This window comes from Kitasatospora sp. NPDC030952 (assembly GCF_055571335.1).
In genome coordinates this window covers 79,202-102,715 of record NZ_JBVIFM010000019.1, presented here as the reverse complement: position 1 = coordinate 102,715, position 23,514 = coordinate 79,202, and the positions used below count along the sequence as shown (strand labels likewise).

The window sequence follows — 23,514 nt, the reverse complement described above, 5'->3', positions numbered from 1 at the left end:
CCTACGACTAGGGGTGCACAAGCGAGATCAGGACATACACAATGATCATCAGTACGAAGAAGGACAGGTCGAGCGCCACGCCCCCGAAACGCAACGGCGGAATGAACCGCCGAAGAAGCTTGAGCGGCGGATCCGTGACAGTGTACGTGGCCTCCAGGACCAGGACCATGGCCTTGCCGGGCCGCCACGAACGCGCGAACTGGAAGACCCAGTCCATGACCAGTCGTACGAGCAGGAACACCAGGAAGACGGTCAGGGCGTAGTAGAGCACCGCCCACACGATGTCCATCGCGTTTCCCTCTCCCCGGTCACGGGCCCTAGGGCCTGCCGCTCATCACCTGTCGCCAACCACTGTTGATCAGATCCACACGTAAAGTCGTGGCCGGGTCAGCTCTGGTTGAAGAACCCACCCTCGGCGATCCGAGCCTTGTCCTCCGCCGTGACATCGACGTTAGCAGGCGACAGCAGGAACACCTTCTGTGTCACGCGCTCGATACTGCCGTGCAGACCGAAGACGAGTCCAGCGGCGAAGTCTACGAGCCGCTTCGCGTCCGTGTCGTCCATCTCGGTCAGATTCATGATCACGGGGGTCCCGCCGCGGAACTGTTCCCCGATGGTACGGGCCTCGTTGTAGGTCCGGGGGTGCAGCGTGGTGATGCGGTAGGGCTCTCGTTCGTTCACTACCTTGGGCATGATCACCGGGGCGCTCTTCTCCAGGTTGTGGCGTCGTTCGGGTGTGATGGACGACACGGGGGCCATCCTCGGGGTCTCCTGCCGGATCGGCACCGCCGCCGGGACCGGCTGCGGGGTGATCGAGGAGACCGGGGCGGGCGCGGGGGCGGCGGCCGGCCGGGGAATGTCCTCGGTCCGCTGCCCGGTGCGGATCGGCTCGGGGTCCGCGTCGTAGTCGTCGTCGGGGTCGTACCCCTGGCCGTCGTACGTCTCGTCCTCCACGAGGCCGAGGTAGACCGCCATCTTGCGCATTGCGCCGGCCATGCTCCTGTCTCCTCCGCTCATGACCACCTCGCTCACGCTCGGTGGTTGCTTCGCGAAGCGCGCACCTTCCGGTGGTCGCTCGCTTCGCTCGCTCCTGAGGACCGTCCCGACGGCGGGCGACCAAGGGCCCCGCCTGCGGATTCCGCGATCCCCCCACGACGGCGCGTCAGGTCGACAACCTGTCAGAGTACGTGGAGTGGGGGCCGCGGAGCTGCGATCCACGGTTGGCCAGCACTTCGGAAAGCTGCTAGCTTCTGTCCTATTTTGTCCTGCAGTCTGATCTACTACCCGGTGACGTTACCCGAGGGGTGACCTCACTCCGAGTACCGCCGTTCCGACGCGTACATGTGTCGCTCCGGCGGCAATCGCCTGCTCAAGGTCACCGCTCATGCCTGCGGAGACCATGGTGGCAGCCGGATGGGCCGCCCGTACGGCGGTTGCGATTTCCGTCAGCCGGTCGAAGGCGCGAGCCGGGTCGCCGGCCAGCGGACCGGCCAGCGGAGCGACCGTCATCACACCGTCCAGGCGCAGGCCGGGCGTGTCGGCGATCGCGTCGGTGAGTTCCGCGACGTCCTCGGGGGCGACCCCGGCCCGGTGCCCGCCCTCCCCGTGCTCCTTGTCGAGCGCCACCTGCACCAGGCAACCCAGCTCCGGGCGCTCGGACTTGAGTACGGCCGCGGAGAGCGATTCGACCAGCCGCAGCCGGTCGACCGAGTGCACGTGGTTCGCGTACCGGACCACCGAGCGGACTTTGTTGGTCTGCAGCTGCCCGACGAAGTGCCAGTCAAGAGGAAGGTTTCTGCACTGTTCCGCCTTGGGCGCGGCGTCCTGGTCCCGGTTCTCCGCGACATCCGTCACACCCAGTCCGGCCAGCAGCGCGGTGTCCTCGGCCGGGTAGGTCTTGGTGACGACGATCAGGGTGACGTCCTCGCGCGGGCGCCCGGCGGCCGCACAGGCGTCCACGATCCGGCGCTCCACCACGTCCAGGTTGGTCCCGAGCTCCTCGTACCGGGCCCGCTGGCCCTCGGTCAGCACCTGGAGGAACTCCGCGCTTCCCGGGAACGGTCCGTAGATGTCGTTCGTCATCAGTGATCAGAGCCCAACCAGACGTAGCTCGCGAGCCGGCCGGTGCGCTGCTCGCGGCGATAGGAGAAGTGATCGGCGGATTCGAGGGTGCAGACCGGTGAGCGCACCAGTTCGGTGACTCCGGCCGCGGCCAGCTGGGCCGCGACGCCCTCCGGCACGTCCAGCGCCGGGGTCCCCCACGAGGTCTCGGCGAAAGCCGCCGGGACGACCTCGGCGACCTCGGCGCGCAGTTGGGCCGGCACCTCGTAGCAGCGTCCGCAGACCGCGGGGCCGGTGGCGGCGGTGATCCGCGCCGGCTCGGCCCCCAGGGCGACCATCGCCCGGACGACCGCGGGCACCACTCCGGCCGCGAGTCCGGGCCGCCCCGCGTGGGCCGCGCCCACCACGCCCGTCACCGGGTCGGCCAGCAGCACCGGGGTGCAGTCCGCGGTCAGCACCGCGAGGGCGAGCGGCCGGTCGGTGACCACCGCGTCCACCGTCGGGGCGGCCCCGAGCGGCTGGCGCTCGGTCACCACGGCCACCTCGGCACCGTGCACCTGGTTCATCCAGACCACGTCGGCCGGGTCGAGCCCCAGCTCCCGGGCCGCGACGGCCCGGTTCTCCCGGACGGCCCCGGGGTCGTCCCCCACCGCACCGCCGAGGTTGAGCTCCCCGTACGGCGAAGTGCTCACCCCGCCCCACCTGTCGGTGAAGGCGAAGTGAGCACCCGCGCGTACGGCGTGATCGATCACTTAAGGAAGTCCGGGACGTCGAGTTCCTCGGCCGGGCTCTCCACGAACGGCTGCCGGACCGGCTGCACCTGCGGCGGCACCGGGGCGGCGGCGGTCGTGGTGGCCGGGGTCTCGGTCGAACGCGACGGGGCGGCCGGGGCCTCCCCGTCCGAACGGGACGTCACCGAGCCGATGCTCCCGTAGGACGGACGGCCGGCCGGACGCTCCGGGGCGGCCGGCGGGGTGGCCGGGGCGGCGGGGGTGGTGGACTTCACCACCGGGTCGCGGACGATCGCCGGCGGCTGGCCGCCGTCGAAGCCGGCCGCGATGACGGTGACCCGCACCTCGTCGCCGAGCGCGTCGTCGATGACCGCACCGAAGATGATGTTGGCCTCGGGGTGGGCCGCCTCGCTGACCAGCTGGGCCGACTCGTTGATCTCGAACAGACCGAGGTCGGAGCCGCCCGAGATGGACAGCAGCACGCCGCGGGCGCCGTCGATCGAGGCCTCCAGCAGCGGCGAGGAGATCGCCATCACGGCGGCCGCCTTGGCGCGGTCCTCGCCGCGGGCCGAACCGATGCCCATGAGCGCCGAACCGGCGTCCGACATGACGGACTTGACGTCGGCGAAGTCGAGGTTGATCAGACCCGGGGTGGTGATCAGGTCGGTGATGCCCTGGACACCGGAGAGCAGGACCTGGTCCGCCGAGCGGAACGCGTCGAGGACGCTGACCTGGCGGTCCGAGATGGACAGCAGGCGGTCGTTGGGGATCACGATGAGGGTGTCGACCTCTTCGCGCAGGGAGGCGATGCCGTCCTCGGCCTGGTTGGCCCGGCGGCGGCCCTCGAAGGTGAAGGGGCGGGTGACCACGCCGATGGTCAGGGCGCCCAGCGAGCGGGCGATGTTGGCGACGACGGGCGCGCCGCCCGTGCCCGTGCCACCGCCCTCGCCGGCGGTCACGAAGACCATGTCGGCCCCCTTGAGGACCTCCTCGATCTCCTCGCGGTGGTCCTCGGCGGCCTTGCGGCCGACCTCGGGGTTGGCGCCGGCGCCGAGGCCCCGGGTGAGTTCACGGCCCACATCGAGCTTGACGTCGGCGTCGCTCATGAGGAGGGCCTGCGCATCGGTGTTGATCGCGATGAACTCGACGCCCTTGAGACCGACCTCGATCATCCGGTTGATGGCGTTGACACCACCGCCGCCGATTCCGACGACCTTGATGACTGCGAGGTAGTTCTGCGGTGCTGCCACGTCGAAGGCCTCTCGCCTCGAATTTCCGGGTCGGCCCGGCCCGACGGGGGCCGTACCGACGGATGTCGATGGGTAGGGAGCCTGGTTTCTGACTGAATGTCCGAAATGCCGACCGCCGACCCCAACCCTAAACTTGACCTTTAGGGTTAGTCCTGTGCCTCCGTCACATCACCAATGGACAGAGTCTGGTGACACAGGACACTAGGTGGCTCTGGGCACGCGTTTCAACGAACACGCCGAGCTTCCCTTTTTCTTTTGAGCCTATGTGATCATCGGTCGGCAATGGAAACCGGGGTGACCACCAAGGGTCGGGCCGACACTTCGAGGCGTCAACCCCTCCCTCGGGCACAGAATCTAGCGGATCAGCCGGACACCGCCGGCGCCTCAGGCGCCGTCACGTCGAAGGCAGTGCCCTTCTGCTTCATCAGCGCCAGCAGCACCCGGGCCTTCCGATCGGTCTCCTCCGGACTCCCCCAACGCACCGTCGCACCCCCGCTGAGCTGCAGTTCGATGTCGTCGTAGGAGTGCACCAGGACGGATCCGGCCCGCTTGGCGATCTCCGGCGGGAGCCCGGCGGCCACCGCCACCGCACCCTGCACCAACTGGCCCCGGGAGATCACCCCGTCCACGTCCTTCGCGGACTGACTGAGCCGCAGTTCCACCACCGGCACGCCCTGCGGGGGTGCCGCCTCGGTGGCGAAGCTCACGCCGGAGGCATCCACCTGGGTGAACTGTCCGTCATCCCCCTTGACGGCGGCGGCCGCCGTCCGCTGGACCACCTTGACCTGCAGGGTGTGCGGCCAGCCCCGCCACACCTCGGCCTTCGCCACCCGGGGGATCGCCTCCACCCGGTGCCGGACGCCGTCCAGGTCGACCCGGGCCAGCGGACCGTCGGCCAGTCCGCCGACCGCCTGGCGGACCTGGTCCGACGTCAGCTTGTCGTCCGTCGCGCCCTGGACAGCGACGTCGCGCACGTCCAGCACCGAGGAGAAGAACACCATCCAGGCCAGCCCGCCCAGCACCGCGGCGCCGAGCACGCTCAGCACCGCGATGCCCCGCCGGGAGAGCCGGAGGCGAGGAGCGGACTCCTCCTCCAGCTCCTCGTCCAGAGGGTCGGCGAGCCGGCCGTCAGCCACGTCGGCGACCGCCCCGGTGGGCCTGGATCGCCTCGTACACCATGCCGACCAGCAGGTCGTCGGCGTCCCGGCGGCCGAACTCGGCGGCGGCCCGGCTCATGTCCCACAGCCGCTGGGGGTCGGTGAGCACCGGCAGCACGTTCTGCAGTACCCAGTCCGGGGTCAGCTCGGCGTCGTCCACCAGCAGGCCGCCGCCGGCCTTGACCATCGGCTGGGCGTTCAGCCGCTGCTCGCCGTTGCCGATCGGCAGCGGCACGAAGGCGGCGGGCAGGCCGACGGCGGCCAGCTCGGCGACGGTCATGGCGCCGGCCCGGCAGAGCATCAGGTCGGCCGCGGCGTAGGCGAGGTCCATCCGGTCGATGTACGGCACCGGGCGGTACGGCGGCATCCCGGGGACGTCCGCGACCTGCGGCAGCTCGTTCTTCGGGCCGACCGCGTGCAGGATCTGCACGCCGTACTGCTGCAGCCGCGGGGCGATCGCGGTGACCGTCTCGTTGAGCCGGCGCGCGCCCTGGGAGCCGCCGGAGACCAGCAGGGTGGGCAGCCGCTGGTCGAGGCCGAAGTGCTGGCGGGCCTCCGGCCGGGTGGCGTTGCGGTCCAGGGTGGCGATGGTCCGGCGCAGCGGGATGCCGATGTACCGGGAGTCGCGCAGCTTGCTGTCCGGGGTGGAGACCGCGACGAAGTCGGTGTAGCGGGCGCCGATCTTGTTGGCCAGGCCCGGGCGGGCGTTGGCCTCGTGCACCACGATCGGCACGCCGGCCCGCTTGGCGGCCAGGTAGGCGGGCATCGCGACGTAACCGCCGAAGCCGACCACGGCGTCCGCGTTGACCCGCTCGATGATCTCCTGGGCGGCCCGCACGGTGCCGCGCAGCCGGCCGGGGACGGTGATCAGCTCGGGGGTGGGCTTGCGGGGCAGCGGGACGGCCGGGATGAGCTCCAGCTGGTAACCGCGCTCGGGTACCAGCCGGGTCTCCAGGCCCTTCTCGGTGCCCAGGGCGGTGATCCCGATGGACGGGTCGTGCCTGCGGAGTGCGTCCGCGAGGGCCATGGCCGGCTCGATGTGACCGGCGGTCCCCCCGCCGGCGAGTACGACATGCACCGAAATTCACCGCTCCCTGCGTGCCGGCCCGGGGACCGGGCGCGCTGTGGTTCGTCGTCGTGGCAGCACCCGGGCCAGTCGCTTCCTGATCCGGGAGTTCTTGCTCCGGGCGGCCAGGGCCGCCTTCGCGCCCGAGGAGCTGCGCGCCAGGCACAGCAGCACTCCGATCGCGGACATGGCCGACAGCATGGCGGAACCGCCGTAGGAGAACAGCGGGAGCGGGACGCCCGCGATGGGCAGCAGTCCCAGCGCCGACCCCAGGTTGATCATGGCCTGCGCCATGATCCAGGTGGTGGCGGCTCCCGCGGCGTACCTGACGAAGGGATCCTTCGTACCGATGGCCACACGGATACCCGCGTAGCCTAGTGCCGCGAAGAGACCGATCACCGACAGCGTCCCCACCAGACCGAGTTCCTCGCCGGTCGCGGCGAAGATGAAGTCGGTGTGCGCCTCGGGCAGCTGGCCCCACTTCTCCACGCCGGCGCCGAGGCCGGTGCCGAAGCCGCCGCCGAGGGCGAACGAGTACACGCCGTGCAGGGCCTGGAAGCAGGCGCCCTCCGGGTCGAGCTTGGTGACGCCGATGCAGCCCAGGCGCTCGGCCCGGTGCGGGACGGTGATCACCAGGGCGGTGCAGACCACGACCGCCACGCCGAGGGTGGCCACGAACAGCCGCAGCGGTGCGCCGACCATCCAGAGCAGCGCGAACACCATGGCCACCAGGATCATCGAGGTGCCCATGTCACCGCCGATCATGATCAGCGCGAGCAGCAGCAGGGCGCCCGGCACCAGCGGCACCAGCAGGTGCTTCCAGGAGGTGAGGGTGCCGGCCTTCTGCTTGCGGGCGAGCAGGTCGGCGCCCCAGAGCACCAGCGCGAGCTTGGCGAACTCGGAGGGCTGGAACTGGAAGAACCCGAAGTCCAGCCAGTTCTGGTTGCCGTTGATCCGCACCCCGATGCCGGGCACGGCGACCAGCGCGAGCGCGCCGATCACCCCGAACATCACCGGGTAGACGATCACCCGCAGCACCGCCACCGGGACGGAGGCGAAGCCGGCCAGCAGGACCAGGCCGAGGATGCCGGCGATCAGCTGCTTGAGGAAGTAGTACTGCGCGGTGTGGTGCTGGTTCAGCGCCAGGATCTGCGAGGCCGAGAAGACCATCATCAGGCCGAGCACGACCAGCAGCAGAGTGGTGCCGACGATCAGCAGGTACGGCGTGAGCGGCCGGTCCAGCCAGTACCGGACGCGGGCCCGGAAGGCCTGCAACCGCCCCAGCGGACCGGCCGACTTGTACTTGGTCGTGGTGGCGGAGATCACTCGCCACGGCTCGGCGGCGTCCTGCTCGGTCGCACCGGAATCCGCCCTGCCCTGCCCCGCCACCGCTCCCCTTTTCCGCGGCTCGTTCGCCTCCGGGCCGCTCCGCGCCGACGCCGACGGTCGTCGCTCCAATGCCCCTCGTTCCTCGGGGCCTCCTCGCTTCTCCCTTTCGGCGTCGGCGCGGCCCTTCGGCTCACTCTCCGGGGCCCGACTACTCGCCCGCCAGCTCCCGGACGGCCGCCGCGAACAGGTCGCCGCGCTCGCCGTAGTTGGTGAACATGTCCATCGAGGCGCAGGCCGGGGCCAGCAGCACCGTGTCACCCGATCGGGCGAGCGATGCGGCCGTTCGAACGATCTCGGTCATCGCCACCGCGCCAGTCTGGCCCTCGGCCGCCTCGATCACCGGCACATCCGGAGCGTGTCGCTCCAGTGCCTCCCGGATCAGCGCCCGGTCCTGCCCGATCAGCACGACCGCGCGCAGCCGCTCGGCCGCGCCCTGGACGAGGTCGTCGAAGGTCGCGCCCTTGGCCAGTCCCCCGGCGACCCAGACGATCGGCCGGTAGGCGGCCAGCGAGGCCGCGGCGGCGTGGGTGTTGGTGGCCTTGGAGTCGTCGATGTACGTGACCTCGCGGACGGTACCGACCTCGGCGATCCGGTGGGCGTCCGGGCGGAAGGCCCGCAGGCCCTCCCGGACGGCCTTCGGCTCGACCCCGTACGCCCGGGCCAGCGCCGCCGCGGCGAGCGCGTTGGCGATGTTGTGCGGGGCCGGCGGGTTGACGTCCTCGACGGAGCCCAGCTCGGCCGCGTTCTTGGCCCGGTCCGCGACGAAGGCGCGGTCGACCAGCAGGCCGTCCACGACGCCGAAGTTCGACAGCCCGGGCGCGCCGAGCCCGAAGCCGACCGCCCGGCAGCCCTCCTCGACATCGGCCTCACGGACCAGCGCCTCGGTGGCCGGGTCGGCCAGGTTGTACACGCAGGCCACCACGTTGCCCTCGTAGATCCGGCCCTTGTCGGCGGCGTACGCCTCCATCGAGCCGTGCCAGTCGAGGTGGTCCGGGGCCAGGTTGAGCACGGCCGCCGAGTACGGGCGCAGCGAGGGCGCCCAGTGCAGCTGGTAGCTGGAGAGCTCGACGGCGAGCACGTCGTACGGCTCCTCGGCGAGCACCGCGTCCAGCACCGAGACCCCGACGTTGCCGACGGCGGCGGTGCGCTTGCCGGCCGCGGTGAGGATCGAGGCGAGCATCTGGACGGTGGTGGTCTTGCCGTTGGTGCCGGTGACGGCCAGCCAGGGGGCGGGCTCACCGGTGCCCGGCAGCGGCTTGCGCAGCCGCCAGGCCAGCTCGACGTCGCCCCAGACGGGCACCCCGGCCGCCTCGGCGGCGGCGAACAGCGCGCTGTCGGGGGCCCAGCCGGGCGAGGTGACGATCAGTTCGGTGCCCTCGGGCAGGCTCGCGCCGTCGCCCAGGCGCACCGCGACGCCGATCGCCTCCAGCTCGGCGGCGCGGGCCCGGAGGCCCTCGCCGCCGCCGCCGTCGACCACGGTGACGCTCGCGCCGAGCCCGTTCAGGACGCGCGCGGCGCTGATGCCCGAGACGCCGAGTCCGGCGACGACGACGGGCAGGTCAGAGAAGTCAGGGTTCGTCATCCGGTCCGGTATCCCGCGTAGAAGAGGCCGAGGCCGACGGCCACGCACAGGCCCTGGATGATCCAGAAGCGGACCACGACCAGGACTTCGCTCCAGCCCTTGAGTTCGAAGTGGTGCTGCAGTGGCGCCATCTTGAAGACGCGCTTGCCGGTCATCCGAAAGGAGCCGACCTGGATGATCACCGACAGGGTGATGATCAGGAAGAGGCCGCCGAGCAGGATCAGCAGCAGCTCGGTGCGCGAGCAGATCGCGAGGCCGGCCAGGGCGCCGCCGAGGGCGAGCGAGCCGGTGTCACCCATGAAGATCTTGGCGGGCGAGGTGTTCCACCACAGGAAGCCGAAGCAGGAGCCCATCAGGGCGGCGGCGACCACCGCGAGGTCCAGCGGGTCGCGGACGTCGTAGCAGCTGCCGGTCGCCGTGATGGCGTAGGCGCAGCTCTGGGTGTACTCCCAGACGCCGATGAAGGTGTAGGCACCGAAGGCCATCACCGAGGCACCGGTGGCGAGACCGTCCAGACCGTCCGTCAGGTTCACGCCGTTGGAGGTCGCCGCGATCATGAAGTACGCGAAGATGACGAACAGCACCGGGCCGATCGCCCACTTGAAGTCGCGCACGAAGGACAGCGACTGGGAGGCCGGGCTGAGCCCGCGGTCGTCGTGGAACTGCAGCGCCAGGATGGCGAACACCAGGCCGACGATCGACTGGCCGGCCAGCTTCGCCTTGGCCCGCAGACCCAGCGAGCGGCGCTTGACGACCTTGATGTAGTCGTCCAGGAAGCCCACCAGGCCGAGACCGGTGGTCAGGAAGAGCACCAACAGCCCGGAGGCGGTCGGGCTCTCGCCCGTTATCGCCTTGGTGCCGAAGTACGCGATCAGGGTCGCCAGGATGAAGGCGATGCCGCCCATGGTGGGCGTGCCCTTCTTGCTGTGGTGCGCCTTGGGGCCGTCGTCACGGATGTACTGGCCGTAGCCCTGCCGGGCGAGCAGCTTGATCAGGGCGGGCGTGCCGACCAGCGAGAGGATCAGGCCGATCATCCCGGAGAAGAGGATCTGCTTCATCATCGGGCAACACCGTCCGTCAGGAGGGCCTCGGCCACCTTCTCCAGCCCCACCGAACGGGACGCCTTCACCAGGACCACATCCCCCGGCCGCAGCTGACTGCGCAGCAGCTCGACCGCCGCGTCCGCGTCGGACACCAGCACCGACTCCTCACCCCACGAACCTTCGTTCCTCGCGCCGAGTTCCATGCAGGCCGCCTCGCGTCCGCCGACCGCCACCAGCTTGGTGACGTCCAGCCGGACGGCGAGCCGTCCGATGGCGTCGTGCTCGGCCAGGCTGTCCTCGCCGAGCTCCCGCATCTCGCCGAGCACCGCCCAGGTACGGCGGCGCTCCGGACCGCGGCCGCCCATCGAGACCAGCGCCCGCAGCGCGGCCCGCATCGAGTCGGGGTTCGCGTTGTAGGCGTCGTTGACGACGGTGACACCATCGGCCCGGTCGACGACCTCCATGCGCCAGCGGGACAGCGCACCCGCCTCGCCCAGAGCTGCCGCGGTGTCGTCGACGGTCATCCCGAGCTCCGTCGCCACCGCGGCGGCGGCGAGGGCGTTCGAGACGTGGTGCTCACCGTACAGGCGCAGCTGCACGGGAGCGGAACCGGCCGGGGTGGTGAGCGTGAACGATGGCCGCCCGGTGGCGTCCAGGCGAACGTCGGTCGCCCGGACGTCGGCGTCCGGGGACTCCCCGAACAGGACGACCTTGGCCTTGGTGCGGGAGGCCATCGCGCGCACCAGCCGGTCGTCCGCGTTGAGGATCGCGGCGCCCTCGGCGGGCAGCGCCTCCACCAGCTCGCCCTTGGCCTCGGCGATCGCCTCCTGGGAGCCGAACTCGCCGACGTGGGCGGTGCCGACGTTGAGCACCAGGCCGATCCGCGGCGGGGTGATCGAGGTGAGGTACTCGATGTCGCCCTTGTGCCGGGCGCCCATCTCCATCACCAGGTGCCGGGTGCCGTCCTCGACCCGCAGCGCGGTCATCGGGTGGCCGATCTCGTTGTTCAGCGAGCCGGGCGGGAAGACGGTCTCGCCGTGGCGCTGGAGCAGCTGGGCGATCAGGTCCTTGGTGCTGGTCTTGCCGGCCGAGCCGGTCAGCGCGACCACCGTGGTGCCCTCGGCCCGGGCGACCACGGTCCGGGCCAGCCGGCCGAGCGCCTCCACCACACTGTCGACCAGGACGGCGGGCACGCCGACCGGGCGGGAGGCCAGCACCGCGACGGCGCCGGCCTCGACCGCCGTGGTCGCGTAGTCGTGGCCGTCCACGTGCTCGCCGACGAAGGCCGCGAACAGGCCGCCGGGGCGCACCTTCCGCGAGTCGACCTCGACCGGGCCGGTGACCAGGGTGTCCGGGTCGGCGCCGTCCAGGGTGCCTCCGACGGCGGCCGCCACCTCGGCGAGGGTCAGTGCGATCACTGCTGCTCTACTCCTCGGTCGCCCCGCTCGGCCGTGGTCCGCGCGATGGATTCGCGCAGCACCTCCCGGTCGTCGAAGGGGCGGATCTCGTCTCGTACGTACTGGCCGAGCTCGTGGCCCTTGCCGGCCACCAACACGGTGTCCCCCGCCCGGGCGCGGGCGACCGCGAGTTGGATCGCCTCCGCCCGGTCGGGGACGACCAGGACGGCCCCGCGCTCGGCCTCGGGCACCGCGGCGGCGCCGGTCAGCATGCTGGCGAGGATCGCCAGCGGGTCCTCGCTGCGCGGGTTGTCACTGGTCAGCAGGGCGGTGTCGGCGAGCCGGGCGGCGATGGCGCCCATCGGGCCGCGCTTGTGCGGGTCGCGGTCGCCGCCGCAGCCGACGACGACGTGCAGCCGGCCCTTGGTGACCTCGCGCAGCGAGGCGAGGACGGCCTGCAGGGCGTCCGGCTTGTGGGCGTAGTCGACCACGGCGACGAACGGCTGTCCGCCGTCCACCCGCTCCAGCCGGCCCGGCACGCCGGGGACGGCGGCCACTCCGGCCACCGCCCGCTCCAGCGGCAGCCCGGCGGCGACCAGCACGGTGATCGCGGCGAGCGCGTTGGCCACGTTGAACGGGCCGGGCAGCGGGACGGAGGCGTCGGCCTCGGCGCCGTCCGGACCGACCACCCGGAAGGTGGAGCCGACCGGTCCGAGCTGGACGTCCACGGCCCGCCAGTCCGCCCCGGCGTCACCGGTCGCGGAGAAGGAGGTCACCGGGATCTCGGCCTCGGCGGCGAGCCGGCGGCCGTACTCGTCGTCCAGGTTGACCACCCCGTGGCGGGACTTGCCGGCCTGGAACAGCCGGGCCTTCGCCTGGAAGTAGTCCTCCATGTCCGGGTGGAAGTCGAGGTGCTCGGGGGTGAGGTTGTTGAACAGCGCGACGTCGTACGTCACCCCGTCGGTACGGCCGAAGACCAGGGCGTGGCTGGAGACCTCCATGGTCACCGCGTCCGCGCCGCGCTCGGCCATCACGCCGAGGATCGCGTGCAGGTCGGTGGCCTCGGGGGTGGTGCGCTCGCTCTTGATCCGCTCGTCCCCGACCCGCATCTCGACGGTGCCGATCACGCCCGGGCTGCGCCCGGCGCCGCGCAGCCCGCCCTCGACCAGGTACGAGGTGGTGGTCTTGCCGTTGGTGCCGGTCAGCCCGATCATCAGCAGCCGCTCGGACGGGTGGCCGTAGACGATCGCGGCCAGCTCGCCCATCCGGCCCCGCGGCCGGTCCACGACCAGCAGCGGCAGCCCGGTGGGGGCGGCCAGCTCGGCGCCCGCCGGGTCGGTCAGCACGGCCACCGCACCGGCGTCCGCGGCCTTGGCGGCGAACGCAGCGCCGTGGTGGTTGGCGCCCGGGAAGGCCACGTACACATCACCCGGGCGCACCGCGCGGGAGTCGTGGGTGACACCGGTGACGGCACCGCCCTCGACGGGCGGCAGGCCCAGCCGGGCGGCCAGCTCGGCGAGCGGCAGGGCGGCGGCCCCGGTCGGGCGGGGCGGACTCACGGTGGTTTGATCGGGTTTCGGCACGGCGGGAAGGCTATCCGCCGAAGGGTGCCCAGGGCCAAACCGGGCCTTCGCCGCGCCGCCGTCCGCACCGGCCCGCTGGTTGCTCATCCTCGTTCACGGCTTCCACTCGACGGGCAGGTTCGGCGCCTGGCTTCCGCTCGGCGGGACCTGCATGGTCTTCAGGGTGAACTCCATCACCTGCTTGAACACCGGGCCGCACAGCTGGCCGCCGAAGTGCCCGTTGACCGGGCCCTGGAGGGTACAGGAGACGGTGTAGCGGGGGGCGTCGGCGGGGGCGAAGCCGATGAAGGAGGCGGTGTAGCCGTCATAGCCCTTGCCGTCGGCGGCGCCCCGGTTGGCGGTGCCGGTCTTGCCGGCGACCCGGTAGCCGGGGATGGCGGCCTTGCCGCCGGTGCCCTGCTCGTCGTCGACGACCGACTCCAGCATCGAGGTGAGGGTCTTGGCGGTCTGCTCGCTGACCACCCGGCTCTGCTCGCCCGGAGGGGTCGCGGTGTACTTGCCGTCCGGCCCGGTGACGCCCTGGACGATGCTCGGCGCCACCCGCACCCCGCCGTTGGCGATGGTCGAGTACACCGAGGTGGCCTGCAGCGCGTTCATCTGCAGCGGGCCCTGGCCGAAGGCGATGTTGTACTTCTCCGAGGCGACCAGGTCCTCCGGCTTCTTGAGCATCCCGGGTGTCTCCCCGGGGAAGTTCAGGCCGGTCGGCTTGGCCACGCCGAATTTGCGCATGTAGCCGTCCAGGATCTGGTTGGCCTTCTGCTGGTCGCCGTCGCCGAGGGTCTCGACCGCCTCGATGGTGCCGATGTTGGAGGACTTGGCGAGCACCCCGGCCAGGGTCAGGTACCAGTCGCCGTGCTCGACGTCGTCCTTGAACTGCTGCCCGGCGCGGACCAGCCGGTTGGGCACGGTGACCCTGGTGTCCCAGTTGGCCTTGCCGGAGTCGAGGACGGCGGCCAGGCTCATCAGCTTGGCGGTGCTGCCCGGCTCGTAGGCGTCGACCAGGGCCGGGTTGCCCATCTGGGACTGCTTGGCGAGGCTCAGGTCGTTCGGGTTGAAGCCGGGCGCGCTGGCCATCGCGATGACCTGGCCGGTCTTCACGTCCTGGACCACGACGTAGCCCTTCTCCGCGCCGGAGTTGGCCACCTGGTCGGTGATCGCCCGCTGGGCGGCCCACTGGACGTCCCGGTTGATGGTCAGCTTGATGTCGCTGCCCGGCACCGCCGGGTCCATCGAGCCCCCGGCGGTGGGCACCAGCCGCCCGCCCGACTGGGCGTAGCTGCTGTGGCCGTCCTTGCCGGCCAGCTGCTTCTGGTACTGCAGCTCCAGCCCGCCGGCGCCCTCGCCCTCGCCGTTGACGAAGCCGACCAGGTTGGCGGCCAGGCCCTCGGCCGGGTAGATCCGCTTCTGGGTCTCCCGGTTGAACACCCCGGCCAGCGGGTTGACGCACTCGTTGTCCATCCGGGTGCGCCCGCCCTGGTCGGCGGGCTTGCCGAGCAGCTTCTTCTGGGCCTGGCAGGTGCGCGAGCCGGCCTTCTTCTCCAGGCCCGCCTTGAGGTCGCTGATCTGGTTCTTGGCGGCCGGGGTCTGCTGCGCGGCGAGCCGCTTGTAGCGGGTCTTGGGGGTGTGCAGGTCGGCGGCGATCTTCTCCTTGGCGACGCCGACGATCGGCGACAGCAGGGCGGCCGCCTGCTCCGGCGCGTCCGGGATGCCGGTGGCCTCGGGGGTGAACATCGCCGGGTCGGCGGTGATGTCGTACGCGTCCACGGTGGCGGCCAGCGCGACGCCGTCGGAGGACGTTATCGAGCCGCGCTCGGCGGTGATCGGGATGTTCAGGTAGCGGTTGGTGTTGGCGTCGGCGGCCAGCGCGTCGGCGTCCACCAACTGGAGCTGCACCAGGCGCCCGGCGAACACCGAGAACACCAGCGACAGCGCCACGGTGATCACCCGCAGCCGGCGCTTCGGCTCGGCCAGCCGCAGCGCCCTGGCGCGCTGGGGCAGCCGGGACTTCGGACGCGGCCGCACCGCCGCCTGGCTGCGGGCCGGCGGACGGCCCTCCGGACGGCGCTGCTGCGGCGCCCGCGGGGTACGGGCGGCGGCGGCCTTGGCGGGCTGCGCCTTGGCCGACTGGCCGCGCGCGGTCGAGCCCTTCGCCGGCTGCGCCTTCGGCGGCTGGGGCTTGGCCGGCTGGACCTTCCCGGACTGGCCGCGGGCGCTCTGGCCGTTGGCCGGCTGCCCCTTCGCGGGCTGGCTGCGCCCGGTGGCGGGCCGGGCCGTCCCGGCCCGCGGCGGCTGGCGCCGACCGGAGCCCGAACCGGAGCCTGACGGCTGACGAGGCGTCGTCATCGGGTACCACCCCCGTGCTGGGCCGGCGAGGACGTCACCGGGTTGAGCTGGATCACCGAGTCACCGGCCGAGGCCGCCGGGGTCGGCGGCGGCGCCTGGGGGCTCGGCTGCGCCGGCGGCTGGGCACCGGGCGAGGTGGTCGGCGCGGCGCTCTGCTGCGCCGGGGCCGGGGACGGCGCGCCCGGCGAGGCCTTCATCGGCCACGGCTCGACCGTCGACTTCTTCACCGGCGGGCTGTCCTGCGCCGGGCCGGGCGTGCCGATCACCTTGCCGCCGTTCGGCACGTCCAGGAAGGCCATCCCGCCGGCCGGGACCATGCCCAGCTCGGCGGCCCGCTTGGCCAGCGCGTCCGGGGCCGAGCTCTGGTCGATCTCGTGCTGGAGGCTCTGCTGCTCGTCAGTCGCCTTGGTGGTCTGCTTCTGCAGCCGGGACAGCTCGAAGGAGCCCTCGTTGAGCGCCGTGTTCAGCGCCAGCAGCCCGAGCAGCCCCGCCGCCAGCAGCACCACCACGAGCACCGCGAACGGGGTGCGCCCCCGCACGGGGCGCCGCCCCGGCCGGACCGTGATCCGCGCCCTGCCCTGCCCGGGCAGTCCTCCCCGCCCCGCCCGGACCTCACCGGCCACCGGCCCCACCGCTCTCCTCCGCCCTTCGGACCCCGCCGGAGCCGTTCCTCAGCCCCGCTTGCTTCGGTCCCTGATCCTCTCCGCCACCCGCAGCCGTACGGGCGCGGCGCGCCGGTTCTCCTCGATCTCCGCCTCGGTGGCCAGCTCGGCGCCGCGGGTGATCAGTTTGAGCCAGGGCTGGTGCTCCTCCGGGATGAACGGGAGCCCCGGCGGGGCGGTGCTGGTCGAGCCGGCGGCGAAGCACTGCTTCACCAGCCGGTCCTCCAGCGACTGGTACGACATCACGACCATCCGGCCGCCGAGCGCGAGGACGTCCAGCGCCCCCGGGATCGCCCGCTCCAGGACCTCCAGCTCGCCGTTGACCTCGATCCGCAGCGCCTGGAACGTCCGCTTGGCGGGGTTGCCCCCGGTCCGGCGGGTCGCCGCCGGGATGGCGTTGCGCACCAACTCGACCAGACGCGCGCTGTTGGTGAACGGTTCCTTCTCCCGCTCCCGCAGGATGACCGAGGCGATCTTCCCGGCGAACCGCTCCTCGCCGTACACCTTGAGGATCCGGGCCAGGTCGCCGTGGCCGTAGGTGTTCAGCACCTCCGCCGCGCTGATCCCCCGGGTCTGGTCCATCCGCATGTCCAGCGGCGCGTCCTGGGCGTAGGCGAAGCCGCGGTCGGCCTCGTCCAGCTGCATCGAGGAGACGCCGAGGTCGAACAGGATGCCGTCCACCTCGTCGATGCCCAGGCGCTCCAGCACCTCGGGGATCTCGTCGTACACCGCGTGCACCAGGGTGGCCCGGTCGCCGAAGCGGGCCAGCCGCTCGCCGGACAGCTTCAGCGCCTGCGGGTCGCGGTCCACCGCGATCAGCCGCACCTCGGGGAACTGGGTCAGCAGCGCCTCGCTGTGCCCGCCGAGGCCGAGGGTGGCGTCCACCACCACGGCGCCGGGGCGCGAGATCGCCGGGGCCAGCGCGTCCATGCACCGCTGCAGCATCACCGGAACGTGCTTGGGACCCGGTTCGTTGGTGGTCATGCGCGGTGGCGCCCTTCCTCGGTGCGGAGCAGCCCGACGACCGGGAGCTCCGACCATTCTCGCCCACCGCCTGCCGGCGCGACGACGCGGCCCGTGGTCCCCGCCCGCTCTGGGGGAAGGTCGTGGACGCCCGGCGCCGGGGAAGGTGCGCCAGGTGAACACGGAGCGGGTGGAGGCCACGGGCCGCATCGACCGGGCCGCACACCGGCCGGAACGGCCCGGTTGACGGGCTGCGGCGGGTGTGCTCCAACGCGGCGCAACTCTATCGCGCGGACCCCTCCAGTCAATGGTCCGCTCCGGCGCACCACCCGGGCGGCGGTACGGATCACCGCAGGTCGCGGCCGTCCGGGCAGCTCGGCGGGGGCACCGGCCGGGGGTCTCCGGCGAGCGCCGCGCGCCCCCGTCGAGCGACCGGGCGCGAACCGACGCCGGGGCCGGCTCCGGAACCCGCGCCGGGACGACTCCGGGACCAGCCCGGACAAACCCCCCCGTTGTCGCTATGCGCTCGATCACAGCGGTGCGTTCTGTAGCTCTCCGCCCCACCGCGGAGCCCCGGATCGCACTAACGTCGCCCCCATGACAGTGACTCCCGACCGGCCCAGGCCGAACGCCGCTGCCGACTCCGCCGGACCCACCATCATCGACCGCTTCGTCACCTCCAACCGCGAGTACGCGGTGACCTTCCGCGACGGCGGCATGGACGCCCGCCCGGTCCAGAAGATCGCCGTGGTGGCCTGCATGGACGCCCGGCTCGACCTGTTCGCGGCGCTCGGCCTCGAACTGGGCGACGCACACGTCATCCGCAACGCCGGCGGCGTCGTCACCGACGACACCATCCGGTCCCTGACGATCAGCCAGCGCGCCCTGGGCACCCGCTCGATCGCCCTGATCCACCACACCGGCTGCGGCCTGCTCGGCCTCACCGAGGACTTCCGCCGCGAGCTGGAGCTGGAGGTCGGACAGCGCCCGCAGTGGGCGGTGGAGGCCTTCGTCGACCTGGACAGCGACGTCCGCCAGTCCATGCAGCGGGTGCGCACGTCCCCGTTCCTGCTGCACACCGACGACGTCCGCGGCTTCGTCTTCGACGTCCACACCGGGCTGCTTCGCGAGATCCGGTAGCGCGGGCGCCCGCCCGCCCGGAGGCCCGCCCGCTCCCCCGCCCGCGCATTCGGGGGCGGCCGAATGGTGACTTCTGGCCGCCGAACGGGGGAGAATGCGCCTGCCGGTCGGACCCCGAACCACCTGGGGCGGCCGGGCCGCAGGCCGCCCACCGGCGCCGGCTCCTCCTTCGGAACCGCCCCCGGGACGGCCGCGTCAAGCATGGGGTGGGGTCCGGCCTCGGGTGGGGCGGGCGCAGCGTGCCAGGGAGCGTAAACGGGTGACGAGCTACAACGATCAGGCCGGTCTCGGCAGTCCTGCGGGGGGCGAGCAGCGGGCGAACGGGTACCGTCCGGTCGGGCTCCCGGAGCTAGCCGCGGTCGTGGACCGGGTCCGCACCAACATCGAGAGCGTGATCGAGGGCAAGCCGGAGGCCATCCGGATCGCCCTGACCGTCCTGCTCGCCGAGGGCCACCTGCTGCTGGAGGACGTGCCCGGCGTCGGCAAGACCATGCTGGCCAAGGCGCTCGCCAAGTCCGTCGACTGCACCGTGCGCCGCATCCAGTTCACCCCGGACCTGCTGCCCTCGGACGTCACCGGCACCAACATCTACGACCAGCAGCGGCACGACTTCGAGTTCCGCCCGGGCGCGATCTTCGCCCAGATCGTGGTCGGCGACGAGATCAACCGCGCCTCGCCCAAGACCCAGTCCGCGCTGCTGGAGTCCATGGAGGAGCGTCAGGTCACCATCGACGGCACCAGCTACGAGCTGCCCTCGCCGTTCATGGTCGTGGCCACCCAGAACCCGGTCGAGATGGAGGGCACCTACCCCCTCCCGGAGGCCCAGCGGGACCGCTTCATGGCCCGGATCTCGATCGGCTACCCCAGCCCCGAGGCCGAGTTCGCGATGCTCGACGTGCACTCCGGCGCCAACCCGCTGGACGACCTCCAGGCGGTCGCGCACGCCGCCGACATCCTCAAGCTGGTCGAGCTGGTCCGCACCGTGCACATCGCCGACCCGGTCCGCCGCTACGCCGTCGACCTGGTCGGCGCCACCCGCACCAGCCCCGAGCTGCGGCTGGGCGCCTCGCCGCGCGCCACCCTGCACCTGGTCCGGGCCGCCCGCGCCGCCGCCGCGCTGGACGGGCGCGACTACGTCACCCCGGACGACATCCAGCGCCTGGCCGTCCCGGTCCTCGCGCACCGCCTGATGCCGACCGCCGAGACCCAGCTCGGCCGCCGCACCGCCGAGCAGATCGTGACCGACCTGGTCGCCCGGCTGCCGCTGCCGCGTCCGCAGGGCGGCCCGGCCGTCCGGAGGGGCTGAGGTGGCCTCATCCGACCCGACGGGCGGACTGCGGGCCGGGCTGCGCGGCCTCACCACCCGGGGCCGCTCCTTCCTCGCCGCCGGTCTGACCGCGGTGGTCTGCTCCTACCTGCTCGACCAGGACGCGCTGCTGCGGGTCGGCGTGCTGCTCGCCGCACTGCCGCTGGCCGCCGCCGTGGTGGTCGCCAACACCCGCTACCGGGTGGCCAGCGGACGCCGGCTCAGCCCGCACCGGGCGATCGCCGGCCAGGAGGCCCGGGTCCACCTGCGGGTGGACAACGTCTCCCGGGTGCCCACCGGGCTGCTGCTCCTGGAGGACCAGGTCCCGTACGTACTCGGGCCGCGCCCGCGCTTCGTGCTGGACCGGGTCGAGCCGCGCGGCTACCGCGAGGTGTCCTACCGGGTCCGCTCCGACCTGCGCGGCCGCTACCCGCTGGGGCCACTGCAGCTGCGGCTGTCCGACCCGTTCGGGATGTGCGAGGTCAACCGCGCCTTCACCGCCTCCGACGTGCTCACCGTCGTCCCCCAGGTGCAGGCGCTGCCGCAGGTGCGGCTCACCGGCGAGTGGATCGGCCAGGGCGAGAGCCACACCCGCACGCTGGCACTGGCCGGCGACGACGACGTGATCCTGCGCGAGTACCGGCCCGGCGACGACCTGCGCCGGGTGCACTGGCGTTCCACCGCCCGGTACGGCGAGCTGATGGTGCGCCGCGAGGAGCAGCCGCAGAAGGCCCGCGCCACCGTCCTGCTGGACACCCGCGAGGTGGGCCACCGGGGCATGGGCCCCGCGTCCTCCTTCGAGTGGGCGGTCAGCTGCGCCGCCTCCGTCGCCGTGCACCTGCTGGAGCGCGGCTACCAGACCCAGCTGCTCACCGACACCGGCCACTGGGTGCCCGGGCCCGGCAGCGGCGGGCACAACGTCGCCGCCGACACCTCCGGGCTGATCCTGGACGCCCTCGCGGTCGCCGACCTGTCCGACGGCGCCGGGCTCTCCCGCGCCGAGGAGCCGCTGCGGGCCGGCGGCGAGGGCCTGCTGGTCGCCGTCCTCGGCGACCTGGACAAGGCGCAGACCGCCCGGCTGGCCCGACTGCGCGGCCGTACCGGCGGGGCCGTCGCCTTCCTGCTCGACACCGGCACCTGGGCCGGTCTGCGGATGCTCGCCCCCGACACCGGCGGGGAGGAGTTCCGCGAGCGGGTCCGGGAGCTGCGCCAGGCGGGCTGGACGGTCCTGCCGGCCCGGGCCGGCGACTCCGTACCGGACCTGTGGCGGGCCGCCGACGGCGCCAAGACCACCGCCCCCTACCGAGAAGAGGCCGGCGCGTGACCCCCCGGGCCAAACTGACCGTCTACTCGGCGCTGGCCACCGCCCTCGCCTCGCTGTGCATGCTGCCGCTGCTGACCACCCGCAGCTGGCTCACCCACGCCTTCCTGGTGATCGCGGTGATCTCTGCGGTCGGCGCGGGCCTGCGCCGGTCCCCGCTGTTCCGCTGGACGGTGCCGGTGGCCCAGGTGCTGGTGCTGCTCCTGCTGATGCTGATCGGCTTCGCCGGCTCCGGGATGACCGCCGGCGTGCTGCCCGGGCCGTCCGCGATGCGGGTGCTGAGCCGGGTCTTCTCGGCCGGCCTCGACGACATCACCCAGTACGCCATCCCGGCGCCGCCGACCGCCGGCCTGCGGCTGATCCTGGTCTCCTCGGTCGGCCTGATCGCCGTGCTGGTGGACGCCGTCGCGGTGACGTACCGGCGCTCGGCACTGGCCGGGCTGCCGCTGCTGGCGCTCTACTCGATCGGCAACGGCCTGGCCGGGGAGCACAGCAGCTGGGTCTGGTTCGGCTGCGCCGCGGCCGGCTACCTGGTGCTGCTGTTCGCCGAGGGCCAGGACCGGGTCTCCCGCTGGGGCCGGGTCTTCCGCGGCGGCGCGCGCGGCACGGTGACCTCCACCCAGGTCAGCCTGGGCGGCCAGCAGGTCGGCGTGCTGGCGCTGGCCCTGGCGCTGCTGCTGCCGGTCTTCCTGCCGCGCTGGGACCTCGGGCTGTTCGACTCCGGCTCCGGCGGGTCGTCCGGCAAGGGCACCGCCGGGAGCGTGACCACCAGCCTCGACCCGCTGGTCAGCCTGGAGGCGGCGATCACCAAGCCCTCCGACACCGAGCTGCTCACCTACACCCTGGACAGCGACCTCGCCGACCAGATCTATCTGCGCACCGGCTCGCTGGACCAGTTCGACGGCACCAACTGGAAGCTCGGCAGCACGGTGGTCAGCGACCTGCCGGCCACCATGCCCACCCCCGAGGGCCTGCGGGTCACCGACGTCCCCCGGATCCAGGGCGACTTCCAGGTCAGCGACAAGCTGGAGAAGAGCTGGCTGCCGATGCCGTACCCGGCCGCCTCCGTCCAGGTCCCCAAGCGCGGTGACTGGAAGCTCGACCCGATGACCCGCACCGTCCTGCCGGCCAACGACAAGGCGAACCCGATCCGCGGCCTGCACTACACCGTCAGCGCGCTGGACCTGCGCCCCACCGCCGACGAGCTGCGCACCGCGCCGCTCGCCCCGCAGGACATCCGGGAGCACTACACCGCCGTCCCCTCCGACCTGCCGTCCGTGGTGGCCGAGCAGGCCAAGGCGGTCACCGCCGGCGCCCGCAACGACTACGACCGGGCGACGGCCCTGGTGAACTGGTTCACCGGCCCGCAGTTCAAGTACGACACCTCGGTCGACGGCGGCACCGGCAGCGACGCCATCGCGGTCTTCCTGCGCGACCACCGGGGCTTCTGCGTGCACTTCGCCTCCACCATGGCCGCGATGGCCCGGGTGCTGAAGATCCCGGCCCGGGTCGCGGTCGGTTTCACCCCCGGTGACAGCAAGGGCGGCAACGTCTATTCGGTCAGCGGCCGGATGTACCACGCCTGGCCCGAGCTGTACTTCTCCGGCTACGGCTGGACGCGCTTCGAGCCGACCCCGAGCCGGGGCGTGCCGACCCACTACACCGAGGGGTCCAGCACCCCGACCACGGCTCCCACCCAGCAGGCGACCGCCGCCGCGACCAGCGCGGCGGCCGTCCCGGCGCCGACCAACAGCTCCGACTGCACCGCCAAGCAGCACCAGCTGGGCGACTGCGGCCCCAAGGGCAAGGCCGTCAGCACCGCTGCCGAGGAGTCCTGGCTGCTCTCCGGGCAGGTGCTCGGCACCCTGGCCGTGGTGGTCGGACTGATCGCCCTGCTGCTCGTACCGATGTTCTGGCGGACGGCCGTACGCCGTCGCCGGCTCGGCGGCGGCGGGCGCCGCCGGCCGGGCGGGGACGGTCCTGCCGAGCTCACCGACGCCCAGGTGCTGGCCGCCTGGGACGAGCTGGTCGACTCCGCCTGGGACGTCGGAATTCCCCCGGACGAGTCACGCACGCCGCGCTCGGCCGCCCGCCGGATCACCGAGACGGCGGACCTGGACGCGGATGCGGCGGCCGCCACCGGGCGCCTGGCCCTGGCCACCGAGCGGGTGCTCTACGCCCCTCCCGGGCAGGTCACCACCGCCCCGCTGGCCGCCGACGTGCGCACCGCCCGGCGTGCCCTGTGGGCCCACACCCGCCGGGCCGGCCGGGTCCGGGCGCTGCTGCTGCCGCCGTCCTCGGCGCAGCTGTGGTGGCGGATCTCCGAGGCGCTGCGGGCGGCCCGGGCGGGCGCCGCCACCCGGACCGGCCGGGCCGCCGAGGCGGTCTCCGGCCCGGTGCGGCGGGTGGTCACCCGCGGCAAGCGGTCCACCCCGGAGTCCTGACACACACGGGAGCCGGGGCGGGCAGTCCATCGACTGCCCGCCCCGGCTCCCGTTCTCGGTTCCTCGGCGCGGCCGG

Annotated in this window: 19 protein-coding genes; 4 read left to right on the top strand and 15 right to left on the bottom strand. The window is 72.7% G+C overall.

The window, feature by feature from the left end:
- Positions 1-7: 7 nt before the first annotated feature.
- The 15 genes from ACZ47G_RS28655 to rsmH form a co-directional block, all read right to left on the bottom strand.
- Positions 8-289 (bottom strand): YggT family protein, encoded by a 282-nt coding sequence (locus ACZ47G_RS28655; RefSeq protein ID WP_030282903.1) that lies wholly within the window; start codon positions 287-289, stop codon positions 8-10.
- A gap of 98 nt (positions 290-387) precedes the next feature.
- A complete protein-coding gene (locus tag ACZ47G_RS28650) occupies positions 388-996 on the bottom strand; it encodes a cell division protein SepF (RefSeq protein WP_030282899.1) in 609 nt (202 codons plus the stop codon).
- Positions 997-1,293: 297 nt separating this feature from the next.
- Entirely contained in the window at positions 1,294-2,082 is a 789-nt protein-coding gene (locus tag ACZ47G_RS28645) for a YggS family pyridoxal phosphate-dependent enzyme (protein ID WP_465747468.1), read from the bottom strand.
- Complete coding sequence (pgeF, locus tag ACZ47G_RS28640) at positions 2,082-2,813, bottom strand: peptidoglycan editing factor PgeF (protein ID WP_465747466.1); 732 nt, start codon at positions 2,811-2,813, stop codon at positions 2,082-2,084. The genes ACZ47G_RS28645 and pgeF overlap by 1 nt, the downstream gene beginning before the upstream one ends.
- Positions 2,810-4,042: a cell division protein FtsZ gene (gene ftsZ / locus ACZ47G_RS28635; RefSeq protein ID WP_465747464.1), complete on the bottom strand. Its 1,233-nt coding sequence runs from the start codon at positions 4,040-4,042 to the stop codon at positions 2,810-2,812. The genes pgeF and ftsZ overlap by 4 nt, the downstream gene beginning before the upstream one ends.
- A gap of 362 nt (positions 4,043-4,404) precedes the next feature.
- On the bottom strand, positions 4,405-5,178 hold the full coding sequence (locus tag ACZ47G_RS28630; protein WP_465747462.1) for a cell division protein FtsQ/DivIB: 774 nt from the start codon (positions 5,176-5,178) through the stop codon (positions 4,405-4,407).
- Positions 5,171-6,277, bottom strand: coding sequence for an undecaprenyldiphospho-muramoylpentapeptide beta-N-acetylglucosaminyltransferase (murG, locus tag ACZ47G_RS28625; protein WP_380462120.1), 1,107 nt, complete (start codon positions 6,275-6,277; stop codon positions 5,171-5,173). The genes ACZ47G_RS28630 and murG overlap by 8 nt, the downstream gene beginning before the upstream one ends.
- Positions 6,278-6,283: 6 nt before the next feature.
- The gene (gene ftsW / locus ACZ47G_RS28620) at positions 6,284-7,654 is read right to left on the bottom strand and encodes a putative lipid II flippase FtsW (RefSeq protein ID WP_465747460.1); all 1,371 of its coding nucleotides are present in this window, start codon (positions 7,652-7,654) and stop codon (positions 6,284-6,286) included.
- Between the two features lie 148 nt (positions 7,655-7,802).
- Complete coding sequence (gene murD, locus ACZ47G_RS28615; RefSeq protein WP_465747458.1) at positions 7,803-9,236, bottom strand: UDP-N-acetylmuramoyl-L-alanine--D-glutamate ligase; 1,434 nt, start codon at positions 9,234-9,236, stop codon at positions 7,803-7,805.
- Complete coding sequence (mraY, locus tag ACZ47G_RS28610; RefSeq protein ID WP_465747603.1) at positions 9,233-10,294, bottom strand: phospho-N-acetylmuramoyl-pentapeptide-transferase; 1,062 nt, start codon at positions 10,292-10,294, stop codon at positions 9,233-9,235. Before mraY ends, murD begins: the two co-directional genes overlap by 4 nt.
- Positions 10,294-11,697 carry a UDP-N-acetylmuramoyl-tripeptide--D-alanyl-D-alanine ligase gene (locus ACZ47G_RS28605; RefSeq protein ID WP_465747456.1) on the bottom strand — a complete coding sequence of 468 codons (1,404 nt, stop codon included), beginning with the start codon at positions 11,695-11,697 and terminating at the stop codon, positions 10,294-10,296. Before ACZ47G_RS28605 ends, mraY begins: the two co-directional genes overlap by 1 nt.
- Entirely contained in the window at positions 11,694-13,346 is a 1,653-nt protein-coding gene (locus ACZ47G_RS28600) for a UDP-N-acetylmuramoyl-L-alanyl-D-glutamate--2,6-diaminopimelate ligase (RefSeq protein ID WP_465747454.1), read from the bottom strand. The genes ACZ47G_RS28605 and ACZ47G_RS28600 overlap by 4 nt, the downstream gene beginning before the upstream one ends.
- Positions 13,347-13,352: 6 nt before the next feature.
- Positions 13,353-15,602, bottom strand: a complete 2,250-nt coding sequence (locus ACZ47G_RS28595) for a peptidoglycan D,D-transpeptidase FtsI family protein (RefSeq protein WP_465747452.1) — start codon at positions 15,600-15,602, stop codon at positions 13,353-13,355.
- Entirely contained in the window at positions 15,599-16,141 is a 543-nt protein-coding gene (gene ftsL / locus ACZ47G_RS28590) for a cell division protein FtsL (RefSeq protein WP_465747450.1), read from the bottom strand. The genes ACZ47G_RS28595 and ftsL overlap by 4 nt, the downstream gene beginning before the upstream one ends.
- A gap of 132 nt (positions 16,142-16,273) precedes the next feature.
- On the bottom strand, positions 16,274-17,248 hold the full coding sequence (gene rsmH, locus ACZ47G_RS28585; RefSeq protein ID WP_465747448.1) for a 16S rRNA (cytosine(1402)-N(4))-methyltransferase RsmH: 975 nt from the start codon (positions 17,246-17,248) through the stop codon (positions 16,274-16,276).
- Positions 17,249-17,824: 576 nt separating this feature from the next.
- Here rsmH and ACZ47G_RS28580 point away from each other — a divergent pair.
- The 4 genes from ACZ47G_RS28580 (at position 17,825) to ACZ47G_RS28565 (ending at position 23,438) form a co-directional block, all read left to right on the top strand.
- Complete coding sequence (locus tag ACZ47G_RS28580; protein WP_380462112.1) at positions 17,825-18,367, top strand: beta-class carbonic anhydrase; 543 nt, start codon at positions 17,825-17,827, stop codon at positions 18,365-18,367.
- A 361-nt stretch (positions 18,368-18,728) separates the two neighbouring features.
- Entirely contained in the window at positions 18,729-19,673 is a 945-nt protein-coding gene (locus tag ACZ47G_RS28575; protein WP_465747601.1) for an AAA family ATPase, read from the top strand.
- Position 19,674: 1 nt separating this feature from the next.
- The gene (locus ACZ47G_RS28570; RefSeq protein ID WP_465747446.1) at positions 19,675-20,997 is read left to right on the top strand and encodes a DUF58 domain-containing protein; all 1,323 of its coding nucleotides are present in this window, start codon (positions 19,675-19,677) and stop codon (positions 20,995-20,997) included.
- Positions 20,994-23,438, top strand: a complete 2,445-nt coding sequence (locus ACZ47G_RS28565; RefSeq protein ID WP_465747444.1) for a transglutaminase TgpA family protein — start codon at positions 20,994-20,996, stop codon at positions 23,436-23,438. Before ACZ47G_RS28570 ends, ACZ47G_RS28565 begins: the two co-directional genes overlap by 4 nt.
- Positions 23,439-23,514 lie beyond the last annotated feature (76 nt).